We start from the raw sequence: 13,506 nt of genomic DNA, 5'->3' as shown, positions 1-13,506 counted from the left end.
TCAAAGCGCCACGGCGGTTTCCTGCTTGATATCCTTTAGCACCAGATTGGTGCGCACATTGGCGATGCCCGGCAGACGAAACAGGAAGCCTTCCAGAAAGTCGTTATAGGCGGCAAGGTCCCGGCATACGACGCGCAGATGGTAGTCCGCCTCGCCGGTGGTGGCGAAACAGTCGAGCACTTCGGGACGTTGCGATACCTCGGCGATGAAGGTGTCGACGTGGCCTTGATCGTGACGGGTCAAGGACACGTTGACGATGGCATGAAAAGCCATGCCGGCGCGCGCGGCGTCGACCAGCGCGACATAGCGGCGGATGATGCCGGCCTCCTCCAGCGCCCGCACCCGGCGCCAGCAGGCCGAAGCCGACAGGCCGGCCTTCTCCGCCAGTTCCTGGTTCGAGATGCGACCATTGCGCTGCAACAGCCGCAACAGCCTTCGGTCCTGATCTTCAAGCCTGATCGCATTCCGGCTCATTTCCGCAAGACCTTCTCGAAAATCTATTGTCTTTCGGTCGAAGCTTTCAATCCGCGTCGCAGATAACGGCAATCTGAACAAAAATTCCAGCGCAAATCGGCTACACTTCCGGCTCCATTTCCTGGGAGGAGCCCGTGACCGCGCACGACCCCGTCCGTGACTATCAGCGCTACCGGCTCGACGACCGCTATGTTGCGACCTCGGGCCGCGTCTTCATGACCGGCACCCAGGCGCTGGTGCGCGTGCTCGTCGACCAGGCGCGGCGCGACCGGCAGGCGGGCCTCGACACGGCCGGTTTCGTGTCGGGCTATCGCGGCTCGCCGCTCGGCGGCGTCGATCTGGAACTGTGGCGCGCCAAGGCGCTGATTGCCGAAAACCGCATCGAGTTCCTGCCCGCCGTCAATGAGGATCTGGCCGCGACCGCCGTGCTCGGCGCCCAGCAGGTCGAGACCAGCCCCGACCGCGAGGTCCAGGGCGTGTTTTCGATGTGGTACGGCAAGGGACCCGGCGTCGACCGCGCCGGCGACGCGCTCAAGCACGGCAACGCCTACGGCTCCTCGCCGCATGGCGGGGTCTTGGTGGTGGCGGGCGACGACCATGGCTGCGTCTCCTCCTCGATGCCGCACCAGTCCGACGTCGCCTTCATGGCCTGGTTCATGCCGATGCTGAACCCGGCCAGTGTCGGCGAGTATCTGGCCTTCGGCGAATATGGCTACGCGCTGTCGCGTTTTTCGGGCATGTGGGTCGGCTTCAAGGCGGTATCGGAAACGGTCGAGTCTGCCGCTTCGGTGGAGATCGGACCCGACCGGATTTTTGCCGCTCCCGATTTCGACCCGCCGCCCGGCGGCCTACATTATCGCTGGCCCGACCTGCCCGGCCCGCAGATCGAGGAGCGCATGGAGGCGAAGAAACACGCCGTTTTCGCCTTCGCCGAGGCCAATCCGATCGACCGGCACATCTACGACGTCAAGAAGGCCCGTTTCGGCATCGTCACCACCGGCAAGGGCCATGGCGATCTGATGGAGGCGCTGCGTCTGCTGGGCATCGGCGAGGCCGAATGCCGCGACCTGGGCATCGATATCTACAAGGTTGGCATGGTGTGGCCGCTGGCGCGCCGCGACGCGCTCGACTTCGTGCGCGGCAAGGACGAAGTGCTGGTGGTGGAGGAAAAACGCGGCATCATTGAGAGCCAGTTCAAGGAATATTTTTACGACTGGCCCGGCCACAAGCCGCGAGTGATGGTCGGCAAGCGCGACGAGCGCGGCGAAAGGCTGGTGCCGTGGACAGGCGAATTGTCGCCGCGCGCGCTGGTGCCGATCGTCGCCGGACGTCTCGACGGGCTGTTTCCCGGGCGCGGCTTCGCCGAGCGGGCGGCGGAAATCACGCGCGCGGAACCGATCGCGCTTGCCGTCGAGGGGGCCGCGCGCACGCCCTATTTCTGCTCCGGCTGTCCGCACAACACCTCGACCAAGGTGCCGGAGGGCTCCAAGGCCTTAGCCGGCATCGGCTGCCATTTCATGGCAAGCTGGATGGACCGCGAGACCAGCTCGTTGATCCAGATGGGCGGAGAAGGCGTCAACTGGGCCGCTTCCTCGCGCTTTACCGGCAAGGGCCATGTCTTCCAGAATCTCGGCGAAGGCACCTGGTATCATTCCGGCTCGATGGCGATCCGCCAGGCCGTCGCCGCCGGCGCCAACATCACCTACAAGATCCTCTACAATGACGCCGTCGCCATGACCGGCGGCCAGCCGGTCGACGGGCCGGTCAGCGTGCAGGCGATCGCGCACCAGGTGCGCGCGGAAGGCGTGGAGCGCATCGCGCTGGTTTCCGATCAGCCGGAAAAGTTCCGCCTCGGCGACTTCCCCCCCGGCACCAGCATCCATCACCGGCGCGCGATGGACGCCCTGCAGCGCGAGCTGCGCGAGATCGGCGGCGTGACAGTGCTGATCTACGAACAGACCTGCGCCACGGAAAAGCGCCGGCGGCGCAAGCGCGGCACGATGGAGGATCCAAAGAAATTCGCCGTCATCAACGAGTTGGTGTGCGAGGGCTGCGGCGACTGTTCGGTGGAATCGAACTGCCTGTCAGTCGAACCGGTCGAGACCGAGTTCGGGCCCAAGCGGCGCATCAACCAGTCCTCCTGCAACAAGGATTTTTCCTGCGTAAACGGCTTCTGCCCGTCCTTCGTGACCGTCGAGGGCGCGACACGGCGCAGGAAGACCGGGCTGGAGGTCGACCTGACGAGGCTTGCCGGCGCCCTGCCCGAGCCGGAGCTGCCGGCGCTCGACCAGCCCTACGATCTGCTGATCACCGGTGTCGGCGGCACCGGCGTGATCACGGTCGGCCAACTCGTCACCATGGCCGCGCATCTGGAAGCGCGCGGCGCGTCGGTGCTCGACTTCACCGGCTTCGCGCAGAAATTCGGGCCGGTCCTGTCTTATGTCCGCATCGCGCCGACGCCGCAGATGCTGCATCAGGTGCGCATCGACCAGGGCGCGGCCGACGCGCTGATCGGCTGCGACATCGTCGTGTCGTCCTCGCCCAAGGCCTCGGCCGCCTATCGGCCGGGCATGAAAGCGGCGGTCAATCTGGCCGAGATGCCGACCGGCGACATCGTGCGCTGGCGCGACGCCAGCCTCAGGGTCGACGCGCGGCTGGCCGCCGTCACCGCCGTCACCGGCGCCGAAAACATCGCCGCGCTCGACGCCAACCGGGCGGCGGAAAAACTGTTCGGCGACACGGTGTTTGCCAATGTGATGATGCTGGGCTTTGCCTGGCAGGCAGGGCTGGTGCCAGTGTCGCTGGAGGCGCTGCGCCAGGCGATCGTGCTCAACGGCGTCGCCGTGGAGCAAAACCACCGCGCCCTGCTGCTCGGCCGCATCGCCCACGCCGACCCGGAGCGCCTCGCCGCGCTGATCGCGCCAAAGCCGGCGGCCCCGGAAACGCTCGATGCGCTGATTTCACGCCGCGAGGCGTTTTTGACCGACTACCAGGACGAGCTCTACGCCACCCGCTACCGCATGACCGTCGACAAGGTGCGCGCCGCCGAGGCGGGACTTGGCAGCGAAAGCCTGACGGCGGCGGTCGCGCGCGCGCTGTTCAAATTGATGGCCTACAAGGACGAATACGAGGTGGCGCGGTTGCATACGCAAACCGGGTTCGCGGAGCGGCTGAAGGACGAATTCGACGGCGAATTCCGCATCGTCCACCATCTCGCGCCGCCGTTCCTGCCCGGCGGCAAGGATGCGCGCGGCCGGTCGCTGAAACGCGCCTTCGGCCCCTGGATCCGCCTGCCGTTCAAACTGCTGTCGCGCATGAAGAGCCTGCGCGGCACGGCGATCGATCCGTTCGGCCATACGGCAGAGCGGCGCATGGAGCGCGGGCTGATTGGCTGGTACGAACACAAGATCGACCGCGCGCTTGGCGAACTCGCGCCCGACACGCACGCCCGGCTGGCCGACGCCATGGCCCTGCCAATGCAGATCCGCGGCTACGGGCCGGTCAAGGAGGAGGCGGCGGCGAAGGTCAAGGCGGAGATGGAGACGATGCTGGCTGGATAGGCCGGACCGCGTTCAATCGTACTCTCCGACCGAAGGCCGCGCGACGCGGCGACGGAAAACCGCCTTGCCTGACGGAGAACGACCTGTCCGCCACCACGGGCCCGGCCATATGTCATGGCCGCGTCCTGCCAAGCCAGGACGCGCGGGCTGCCTCCCGCGCGCTGTTTCCTGTGCCGACGTCCCGGCGCCGCCCCGTTCAACCCCTGCCGGCGTCGCCCGCGTTCAGCCCCTTTGCGGAACGCCCTTGCGTTCGACCGGGGTCGCGTGGGCGCCCTGCAGCCGGCCGACGAAGCTGATCGCCTCGGCAATGTCGCGCGCCGTCGCCTCGTCGATATAGGTCGAACGATCCGGCGGCAGAAACTGCGTCCAGTAGCCGATGATCTGTGGCGCGGGCGCCCGGGCGATCATCTGGCCGTTCATGACATAGCTGTTCATGCTGTCCTCCTCGGAGCTCGCCGACTCGGAGCGCGAAATCGAAAACACCAGAAACCCGCCGCCCTGGCTCTTGACCGATTTCGACGTGCTGCGCAGCGCCTCGGATTCGGCCATGTCGATCTTGACCTTGATCGACACGTCCTTGGCCAACAGCACAGCCACCGGATAGGCGGGGAAGGAGTAGTTCTTGAGAACGTTGAGCAGCTTTTCCTCGCCCTTGTCGCCCATGAATTGATAGTTTTCGAGCTGGGTGTCGGGTGCGAGCGGCTTTTGCAGCGTGCGGAAGAAATCCGAGGTGTGGGTGAAAATCTCCGGCTTCATCCAGGCCCGGTCGATCAACACCTTGGTGCACAGAAAACCGATCTGGATCTCGTCGGACGCCTGCATGAAACGTTCGGCGAATTCAGTTCCGCTCACCTCGGTCGTGCCGCCGCCGCTGCCCAGAAAAAGGTTCACGCCCCACTGCATGCGGTCGAAATAGGTGTTCATCGTCTTCGACGTCGCCAACTGATCCTTGGAGATGGTGACGGTAAGCTGCGTCCAGCGGTTGTTGGCCGGAAAGTCGAGCTTGTTGGGGAAGGAATTGGTGCCGAACGCGTTGGTGTCGTTCAAGTCGGTGTTGGGGTTTTCTTCCTTCAACTTCTCGTTTTCCGGCGAATAGAGATAGTTGTAATAGACGTTGGAGGCCGACGCCATCTGCCGTTCCAGCCGCTCGATCGCCGCCAGCTTGGTCTCGAGCTGCTTGACGTAGGCGTCGAGCCATTCGAACTGGATGCGGTTGGCGTCGGTCTGCAGAAATTTCGTCGCCGCCCCCGCCAGCGCCCAACCGCTGTCGATCAGCGTCTGCTGCGCGTCGACGAGCTTGCCCTGGCCGGTGCCGACCTGGTCGGCGATGTCCTTGATCATCGCCCAGTCCATCGCCTTCGGCACGCCCTTGCTCGGTTCCGACTTGCCCAGATTGGTGCCCAGTTCGTTGATTTCGTCGGTCAGTTCCTTTTGCTCGTTGCTGTCGGTCACGTTGGCCAGCGGATTGCCGCGCGATTCCATCACGTCGCAGAAGATCTTGACCGCGGTGACGGCGTTTTCGGTATAGGTCTTGATCAGCGCCGACTGGGCGTCACTGAAGGCCTGACCCGCCTTTTGGAAGGCATCCGCGTCGGCCTTGACCGTCGCATCGTCGATCTGCGGGATGATCGCCATCCAGGTGCGGATCTCGAGCTCAAGCTGGGTGCGCGCGACGTCAAGCGCCTGTTGCTGGGCTTCCGGATCGGCCAGAAGATCGATGAACTTGGTCGAAGGCTTGATTTCCTTCGGCCATGAATAGGGCACGCCGCGCGTCGGATAATAATTCATCCCTTCCTGATAGGGGACCGGGATGACGGCGTTGCGCACGAGCTGCTTGGCCTCGTTCAATCCGCCGTCGTCGCTGGTGTCGAGCACTGTGATGGCGTCCTGCCAGGCCGTCAGCGGAAATTCGACGACAAGCTGGTCGTATTTGGCGTTGATTTCCTGAATATGGCCGTCCGCGTTGACGGCGTACCAGGCGAGGTATTCGTCCCAGGCGCGGGTGGAATCGAGCGGATTGTCGGCCTTGAATTTGGCCCGCATCTCGGCCTGCAGCTTGCCCCAGTTCTGCTTCGCCCTGATCCATTGCTGGAACAGATAATCGAAATAGTCGACCAGGCGGATGCTGACCTCCTTGCCGTCGATCACCACCTCCACCTTGGTCTGCAGGCGCTCGCGGATGATTTCCTGAAGGCGGATCAGGTCGACGCTCGGCATCGGACCGAGCTGCGAAATGGCCTGCTTGTAGCGATCCGACACCCGCGTCCCGTCGGGCTGGGTGATCGGGGCGGGCGGCACATATTGATCGAGGATCTGCGAGGTGCGGATCAGCGCGCGCTCGGGCATGTTGCCGGCGGTCTCCTCACTGTCCTCCCAGCCGAGGTGTCCGGCATCGAGCACGGTGCCGGGCCAGCACAGACAAAACATCTGGGTCGGGTTCTTGTTGGCGAAACTGGCGATGATGGCGTTGTAGATCGCCTCGGAAAAATCCTGCGCCGGCGGCGGCGCGGCCTTGACGCGGGCCTGGCCATTGGGTCGCGGCGTTGTCTTGGCGGTCTTTTCGACCTGCCTAGCGGTCGCGGCCGGCGACGACGCATCGGCCTTGGCCACCTTGCCGGCTTCTTTTTCGGTTTCGGGCATCCCATCATCTCCCCTTTTTCAGCGCCGCGCTTGACCGCGCGGTCATGGTGGCGGTCGCCTTGTTTGCCATCCGGCAGCCGCACGCGACCAAACGCCGTCCCGAGCTCGGCCGTGAAGGCTGGACCCGGTCTTTACGGACTGTCGTGTCGTTCGCGCGCCGTTTTCGAGAACCGGCATCCGCCCGTCGTTGCCACGTCCTCGCGAGACGGTTTCGCAGCGTTAGAACAGTTCTGCTTTTCGCGGAATCGCAGACCGCCTCTAACGAATTGTTTTGACGCGTTTCCGAACGGCGAACCGGCTTCCACTTCGCCTGGAAACGCTCTAGTGCAGCATCTTCTTGTCGCAGCCCTTGGCGTCCGGCGTGACGTTGCAGGCCTGCACCTTCTTCACCGAACTGTCGTAATTCTTGCTCCAGCTCGACTGCTTGGCCCGCGGCGGCATCCAGTGGGTGTCGTCGAACTCGCCGGTATCGAGCTGGTTCGGCGCCAGCTTGCCGGCCGAATAATCGGTGAAGGAGCCGCTGGAATTGCCGAGCCCGAGGCTGTGGCAGGCCACGCACGCCCCCTCCTCGCCGGATTTGCGCGGCTGAATGTCGAAATAGCCGTGATACTGCTTCCAGCTCGCGCCGAAATGGTCGAGCGCAACGATTTCGTAGGCCTCGCCAGAGCTGCGTCGCGGCAGACTGTCGGTCTTGTTGATCGTCACCTGATAGGCATAGGGCGTGCGCACATAGGGGTTGGCGTCGTGGCATTGGGCGCAGTTGATCTGCTCGACCACCGAGGGTTTGTCCCAGAACGCGTCCGCGCCGACTTCGAACGGCGAGGGAATGTCAGTACCCGGTATCGCCTGCTGCGGCGCAAAGGCACTGTCGGAGACAGTAAAGGCGGTCAGATTGGGATCGGACAGCCGCTGGAAAAAGCAGGTCTTCTTGTTGACCGGGCTGTAGACGATCATGGCGATGTCGTCATATTCCGGCTTGATCTTCTCTTCCGCGAGGCTGCGATATTTATAGTTGCGGCACAAAAGCGCATAATAGGGCCAGTTCTTTTGATCGACATTGTCCTGTTCGACCTGGCGCACCTGCAGGCGTGAATTGGGCACGCACTGCCCGATGCCACCGCGTGAGATGTCGAGAATGGGCGGCTTGTCGCATGCCGTCTGGTCGGTGAAGAATTTCGCATCCGCCGGCGTGTCGGCCGGGATCGGTACCCCTTTCTGGCTTATCGGCAGAATAGGTCCGTCAACGCACTGGAACTGCTTTGGAAAAGCGATCTTGTTGCTTCCAGAAAGCTCCATCAAACACTGGTTGGCATATTCGGAGAATTTCTGCTGCAAGACTTCGCCCGCCGTGTCGGAACGCTCTTGCGCCTCCGCACGCTTCAACCCAACAAAATCGGGCATAAAGTAACCGAATAAAGACACAGCAATTGCACTTCCGGCGACGGCTCCGCAAAAAGCAAAGCCGATACCGCGAAATTTCAGGGACATCTACATTGCCCTTATACGCTTATGATGAATGTGGCACTGATCGTTCCGGATTTTTATTTAAAATGCAACCATAAAATGCAATCCATTGCTTATGAAGGCCTTTTCTATACAATCTGGGTTGCAGACAGGTGGAAAAACGCCTTGCGGCGGGTGCCGGCTCGTTGCGATCGCGACAACGCTGCGCCGCCGTGGGCAGCTTGCCGATGTCGGTCGGCTCCATCGGCGCGGCGGCCAGCACGGGGCCTGATCCGCATCAGCCGAAACGCTGGACCTTATTTGGACCAGGGCCGGCCGGCGGCGCGAAATGCGCCCCATAAGGTGCGCAGGCCGGCTTCCATGTCGGCCAGGTCGCGGGCCTGCCAGCCGCGGATCGCGCCGCACGCCTCATGCCCCGCCGCCGGCGTTTCGGGCACCGCGAGCCGGTCGAGCAGCACGCCGGTCACGGCGACGTCGTTGTAGCGGCCAAGCCCTTCCTGAAGAGCCGACAGCGCCTTGGCGTAGCGTCGTGCCCGCTTGCCCCCGGCGCATAAGGGCAACAGGAAATCGCTGACGTAACGCAGCTTCTTGACGGCCAGGCGCAGTTCGTGGCGCGCGTCCGGCGCCAGGCTGTCGAAATGCCGCCCCCTTTCGCGCACTTTGCGGTGCTGTCGCCTCAGTACCGTCAGGGCATGTTTGGAGGCCGGCGCGGCAAGGATGGCGCCCGCCTTGCCGGAAAGCCCCGCGCGCCAGCCCCGGCATTCGATCCAACGGGCGAGCCGGAGCTGGAAGCGCTGCGCGCGTCTTTCGGCAAGAGCCGCCCGCGCCCTGTCATGACCCGCAGCGCGCAGGCGCTCGGCGGCGCTTTGCAGATCGGCGAACCCGATCACCTGCGGGCAGGCCGCCATCACGGGCGGCACGGTCTCTGCAAGAAAGACGTCCCACTCGCGGGCGTCGCCGTGCTCGCCGGCAAGCCAGCGCGCCTCGTCGGCGAACGCGCCGGCCTCCGGCGAGCCGGTGAGCTTGCCGAGCAGTTTCAGGATCGCGCGCATGCGCCGCAGCGCGACACGCAACTGGTGAACGCCTTCAGGCTGGCGACCGTCGATGGCGGCCGGCTTGTTGGTCACAAAATGCAGCAGGGCGTCGAGCAGCATGGCCGCAAAGGCGTCGTCGAGAGCGATCCGGCCGTGCATGGTGCTTTTCTTCGCCTTCACGAAGGCCGGCGGCCGGCCGAGCGCCAGGTCGAAGCCACGCGCCGCCTTGCTGCGGACACTGAGGTCAGCCGGACCATGCTCGACGAGCTCGAGAGCCAGATCGTAGAGCACGGAAGCCGCGCCGGCCTCGAGTTCCAATTCGATCTCGCAGATCGGCTCGCGCGCCTCACCGGCGACAATGCGGCCTTCATCAACGGCCAACTCTATCGCGGCACCGGGCAGGTCGAGCTTGCGGGTGCGGCGCCTGACCTCACTCGAAAACATCGGTTCGAGCGGGGCCGCGCCGATGGCGGCGAAAAACGCCTTCGGCAGTTTTGAGGCCAGGGCGTCAATTTGCGGCTGCATGTCGGGCACCGGCGCCTCCCACTCGTTGCGGCCGAGCAGGCCGCCCCTGGCGGGGGCCGTCGACTTGACGGTCATGGTGAAGGCCGAGCCCTTGCTGCGCACGCGCAGCGTAAAGCCGGCCTCCCACAGGGCCCGGTCGGGCGTGTCGAAATAGACCGTGTTCAGCCGGTTCACGCTGCCTTCATTGCGGGCGTGATGCTCGATTGCGGGAATACTCGCCATCTCGGCCAGGCGTGAAGCCGGAACGATAAGCTTGAGCTCGATTTCGGTCGAGGCCGCGTCCTGTTCGGCGCTCGCCTCCGGACCGTCATCCGTCTCGGCCGAAACCGACATCGCGCTTCCTTCCCGTCGCACAAGAACCGACACACCGCACCCAAGCGCGTGCGGCGGCAACCGCGCCGGGGCGGACTCTCGGAAAAACGGCGAAATGGGTCAAGCTGACAACGAGCCGCAGCCCAAACGGGGCGTGGCGATGCGCTTTTGGAGAAAGCGAAATGGCGCGAGTGACGGGGCTCGAACCCGCGACCTCCGGCGTGACAGGCCGGCACTCTAACCGACTGAGCTACACCCGCGCTGCGACTTGCGTTGCCCGTAGGCACCGTCGTCGTGGCGGCTGGATTAAGCGGTTCGCGAATGCCTGTCAAGCGCCCCGAGAGCGATTGTGCACGCCCCTGTCGAGCCGGAGCGCGCAAGCGCGCTGGAATGGTATAAGCGGGCGTCTTTTGTCGCGCGGCGGACGGGCCGGCGGCAGCGCACGCCTGCGACAAAATGGACGGTGCGCGGCCCGCTCGCCGGCTCGTGCGCATGACCAGCGAAGGCTTGCACAATGCCCGCGAAGCGCTTAAACCGCGCCGAGGCGGGCGATTAGCTCAGTTGGTAGAGCGCTTCGTTTACACCGAAGATGTCGGCAGTTCGAGCCTGTCATCGCCCACCATTCAAATTCTTGAAACAACTTCTTTTTTAAGATTTCCCGGCGCCTTCGGCAGAGTAAGAGCCGAACGAGCGAAAGGGCCGAGACGATGGCGGCGGGCCCGACCAGTGTGTTCGCCCGGCCATTTGCCATACACGCAGCGGCGGACGCTAACCTCGCATACAATGTGGACGGGGAGCCAGACTGCCGGTGCGAAGCCGGTCTTGCCGACGATCATGCCGATGGCGGCACCGCGTCCGGCGTGCGACGCCCTCCCCCGTCGCCAAGGGGCGCTGAGCAGGGTACGCACTTACCGGCCAAGGCCACGCGGCGGCGGACGATCGCGGAAAAGCAAAAGATATCTCAGCGCTCAATGCGCAAAGCCGGCATTTTCCTCGGCGCCGGTCGGCGCGGTCTGCGCACGCCGTGCCACGGGCGCGGCGTCACACACCGATGTAGCGGTCGGCGATCTCGGGCTCTGCAGCCAGTTCCCGCGAGGTCCCCGACCAGGCCACCTGCCCCTTTTCGAGAATGTAGTGCCGGTCGGCGATGCGCAGCAGCCGCGACAGGTTCTTGTCGATCAGCAGGATTGCCAGACCGGCCTGCTTCAGTTCCTCCACGGCGTGCCATATCTGCTCGCGGATCAGCGGCGCGAGCCCCTCGGTCGCCTCGTCGAGAATCAACAGGCGCGGATTGGTCATCAGCGCGCGCGCGATGGTCAGCATCTGCTGTTCACCGCCCGACAGCGAGAAGCTGGCCTGGTGCTGGCGCTCATGCAGGCGCGGAAACAGCGCGAACACCCGCTCCAGCGTCCACGGATCGGGCTGGCCGATGCGGTTGGCGGCCGTCGCCACCAGATTTTCGCGCACCGTCAGCGTGGGAAAGATCTCGCGCCCTTCCGGCGCCAGGCCGATGCCGAGACGGGCGATGCGGTAGGGCGCCATGCCGCTCACCTTGCGGCCGTCGAAGGTAACGCTCCCGCGCGCCGGCGGCGTCAGCCCGAGGATGGAGCGCACGGTGGTGGTCTTGCCCATGCCGTTGCGCCCCATGAGCGTGACCACCTCTCCCTCGCCGACGCTCAGATCCACGCCGAACAGCACCTGGCTGCGGCCATAGAAGGTCTCGATGGAGGACAGCTCAAGCAGCATCGTCACCCTCGCCCAGATAGGCTTCGCGCACGGCGGCATTGTTGCGGATATCGTCGGCTGTGCCGCTGGCGATCGCGCGGCCATAGACCAGAACCGTAACGCGGTCGGCCAATGCGAAGACCGCGTCCATATCGTGCTCCACCAGCAGGATGGTGACGGTGCCGCGCAGTTCCGCCAGCAGGTCGACGAGTATCTTGCTTTCCTGCGGCCCCATGCCCGCCATCGGCTCGTCGAGGAGAAGCAGTTGCGGCTGAAGCGCCAGCGCCATGGCGAACTCGAGCTGGCGCTGCTGGCCGTGGGCGAGCTCGGCGGCGGGGCGATGCAGAAAATCCTTCAGGCCGACCCGTTCCAGAATAGTGCCGGCCGGCTTTTCCAGCTCGGGGTCGCCGGAAGCGCGGCGCAGGAACGACAGGCCGCGCGTCGCCCGCGTCTGCACGGCCATCGCGACGTTTTCCAGCGCCGTATAATCGGGGAAGACCGAGGTGATCTGATAGGAGCGCGCGATGCCGAGACGGGCACGCTTTGCAGCGCTCACCTCGGTGATGTCTTCGCCGCGATAGACGATATGGCCCGCATCGGGCTGCATCTCGCCCGAGAGCTGCTTCATCAAGGTCGACTTGCCGGCGCCGTTCGGACCGATCAGCGCGTGCAGTTCGCCGGGCTGGACGCAAAGGTCGAGTCCGTCGGTCGCGCGCAGCGCCCCGAAACTCTTGCTCAGGCCGCGCACATCAAGGAGAGGCTGCACACTCATTGCACCCTCTCCCGAAACAGCAGTCCGTATATGCCGCGCCGGTTGATCAGCATGACGGCGATCAGCAGCGGCCCGAAGACGATGCGCCAATGTTCCTGCAGCAGATGGAGACCGGCGGCGTCGAACACAACCGGCAGATATTCCTCCAGAAGCAGGAAGGCGACCGCGCCGAGAACCGGCCCCAGAAGCGAGCCGCTGCCGCCCAGGATCACCATGAACAACAGCTCGCCCGAGCGCGTCCAGTGCAGCAGGTCGGGACTGACATAGCTCGCCTGGTTGGCTAGCAGCGCACCGGCAAGCCCGGCGCCCGCGCCCGCGATGACGAAGACCGCCAGCTTGTGGCGATAGACGTTGCAGCCGAGCGTGATCATGCGCGCCTCGTTCTGCCGTATCGCGCCAAGCGTGCGGCCAAATCGGGAGCGCACCAGGCGCAGGCTGAACAGGACAAAACCCGCAAGGATCGCCAGGCAGACGTAGAAGAACAACCGCTCGTCGGCGAGATCCAGCCCGGCCAGCCGATTGGGTCCGGCATACATGAACAGGCCGTCATCGCCTCCGTAACGCTCCAGCGACACGGTGATGAAGAAGATCATCTGCGCAAAGGCAAGCGTGATCATGATGAAATAGATGCCGCTGGTGCGCAGGCAAAGCGCGCCGAGCACGAAGGCCGCAAGCCCGGCGACCAGAATGGCGAGTGGAACGCTTATCAGCGCCTGCACCGTGCCGGGAAGTCCGAAAATGGTGCTGGCCTCGGCCGCGTGGAAAGACAGGATGCCGACCACATAGGCGCCGATGCCCAGATAGGCAGCGTGGCCGAGGCTTACCAGCCCCGTATAGCCCACCATCAGGTTCAGGCTGACCGCGGCAAGCGCGTAGATGAGGATGCGGCTGACGCTGGGCACGAGATAGTCGTTGCCGGTTGCGACAGCCAGCGGCGGAAAGGCCGCGGCGAGCACGATCAGGACAAGCGACAGGCGGGCGGGGAAATGCTGCATCATGG

Annotated in this window: 8 protein-coding genes and 2 tRNA genes; 2 read left to right on the top strand and 8 right to left on the bottom strand. The window is 64.6% G+C overall.

The features are described 5' to 3' along the window. The gene (locus tag ACT2B0_RS06745) at positions 1 to 474 is read right to left on the bottom strand and encodes an Lrp/AsnC family transcriptional regulator (protein WP_473462831.1); all 474 of its coding nucleotides are present in this window, start codon (positions 472 to 474) and stop codon (positions 1 to 3) included. A 134-nt stretch (positions 475 to 608) separates the two neighbouring features. On the opposite strand from ACT2B0_RS06745, the gene ACT2B0_RS06740 reads away from it, so the two are divergent. Beyond that, a complete protein-coding gene (locus ACT2B0_RS06740; protein ID WP_473462829.1) occupies positions 609 to 4,034 on the top strand; it encodes an indolepyruvate ferredoxin oxidoreductase family protein in 3,426 nt (1,141 codons plus the stop codon). A 222-nt stretch (positions 4,035 to 4,256) separates the two neighbouring features. Here ACT2B0_RS06740 and ACT2B0_RS06735 read toward each other — a convergent pair whose 3' ends face one another. From ACT2B0_RS06735 to ACT2B0_RS06720, 4 genes are all read right to left on the bottom strand, one after another. After that, a complete protein-coding gene (locus tag ACT2B0_RS06735; protein ID WP_473462826.1) occupies positions 4,257 to 6,674 on the bottom strand; it encodes a hypothetical protein in 2,418 nt (805 codons plus the stop codon). Positions 6,675 to 6,995: 321 nt separating this feature from the next. Then, a complete protein-coding gene (locus ACT2B0_RS06730; protein WP_473462825.1) occupies positions 6,996 to 8,075 on the bottom strand; it encodes a hypothetical protein in 1,080 nt (359 codons plus the stop codon). Positions 8,076 to 8,434: 359 nt separating this feature from the next. Further along, a complete protein-coding gene (locus tag ACT2B0_RS06725) occupies positions 8,435 to 10,030 on the bottom strand; it encodes a CYTH and CHAD domain-containing protein (RefSeq protein WP_473462824.1) in 1,596 nt (531 codons plus the stop codon). Between the two features lie 162 nt (positions 10,031 to 10,192). Further along, positions 10,193 to 10,269: transfer RNA gene (locus ACT2B0_RS06720), tRNA-Asp, on the bottom strand. 286 nt (positions 10,270 to 10,555) lie between these two features. Between ACT2B0_RS06720 and ACT2B0_RS06715 the strand changes: the two genes are divergently transcribed. After that, a tRNA-Val gene (locus tag ACT2B0_RS06715) sits at positions 10,556 to 10,631 on the top strand. 419 nt (positions 10,632 to 11,050) lie between these two features. Here ACT2B0_RS06715 and ACT2B0_RS06710 read toward each other — a convergent pair. The 3 genes from ACT2B0_RS06710 to ACT2B0_RS06700 are packed head-to-tail and all read right to left on the bottom strand — an operon-like array spanning position 11,051 to position 13,504. Further along, the gene (locus ACT2B0_RS06710; RefSeq protein ID WP_473462822.1) at positions 11,051 to 11,755 is read right to left on the bottom strand and encodes an ABC transporter ATP-binding protein; all 705 of its coding nucleotides are present in this window, start codon (positions 11,753 to 11,755) and stop codon (positions 11,051 to 11,053) included. Beyond that, positions 11,745 to 12,506 (bottom strand): ABC transporter ATP-binding protein, encoded by a 762-nt coding sequence (locus ACT2B0_RS06705; protein WP_473462820.1) that lies wholly within the window; start codon positions 12,504 to 12,506, stop codon positions 11,745 to 11,747. Before ACT2B0_RS06705 ends, ACT2B0_RS06710 begins: the two co-directional genes overlap by 11 nt. Beyond that, positions 12,503 to 13,504, bottom strand: coding sequence for a branched-chain amino acid ABC transporter permease (locus tag ACT2B0_RS06700; protein WP_473462817.1), 1,002 nt, complete (start codon positions 13,502 to 13,504; stop codon positions 12,503 to 12,505). Before ACT2B0_RS06700 ends, ACT2B0_RS06705 begins: the two co-directional genes overlap by 4 nt. Positions 13,505 to 13,506: the final 2 nt, after the last annotated feature.

This window comes from Nitratireductor sp. J20-h4 (assembly GCF_056780505.1).
This window is presented reverse-complemented; position numbering and strand designations above follow the sequence as displayed.

Coding starts and splice junctions, on each gene's coding strand:
- ACT2B0_RS06745 (WP_473462831.1), bottom strand. CDS start 474: ATGAGCCGGAATGCGATCAGGCTTGAAGATCAGGACCGAAGGCTGTTG.
- ACT2B0_RS06735 (WP_473462826.1), bottom strand. CDS start 6,674: ATGCCCGAAACCGAAAAAGAAGCCGGCAAGGTGGCCAAGGCCGATGCG.
- ACT2B0_RS06730 (WP_473462825.1), bottom strand. CDS start 8,075: ATGCCCGATTTTGTTGGGTTGAAGCGTGCGGAGGCGCAAGAGCGTTCC.
- ACT2B0_RS06725 (WP_473462824.1), bottom strand. CDS start 10,030: ATGTCGGTTTCGGCCGAGACGGATGACGGTCCGGAGGCGAGCGCCGAA.
- ACT2B0_RS06710 (WP_473462822.1), bottom strand. CDS start 11,755: ATGCTGCTTGAGCTGTCCTCCATCGAGACCTTCTATGGCCGCAGCCAG.
- ACT2B0_RS06705 (WP_473462820.1), bottom strand. CDS start 12,506: ATGAGTGTGCAGCCTCTCCTTGATGTGCGCGGCCTGAGCAAGAGTTTC.
- ACT2B0_RS06700 (WP_473462817.1), bottom strand. CDS start 13,504: ATGATGCAGCATTTCCCCGCCCGCCTGTCGCTTGTCCTGATCGTGCTC.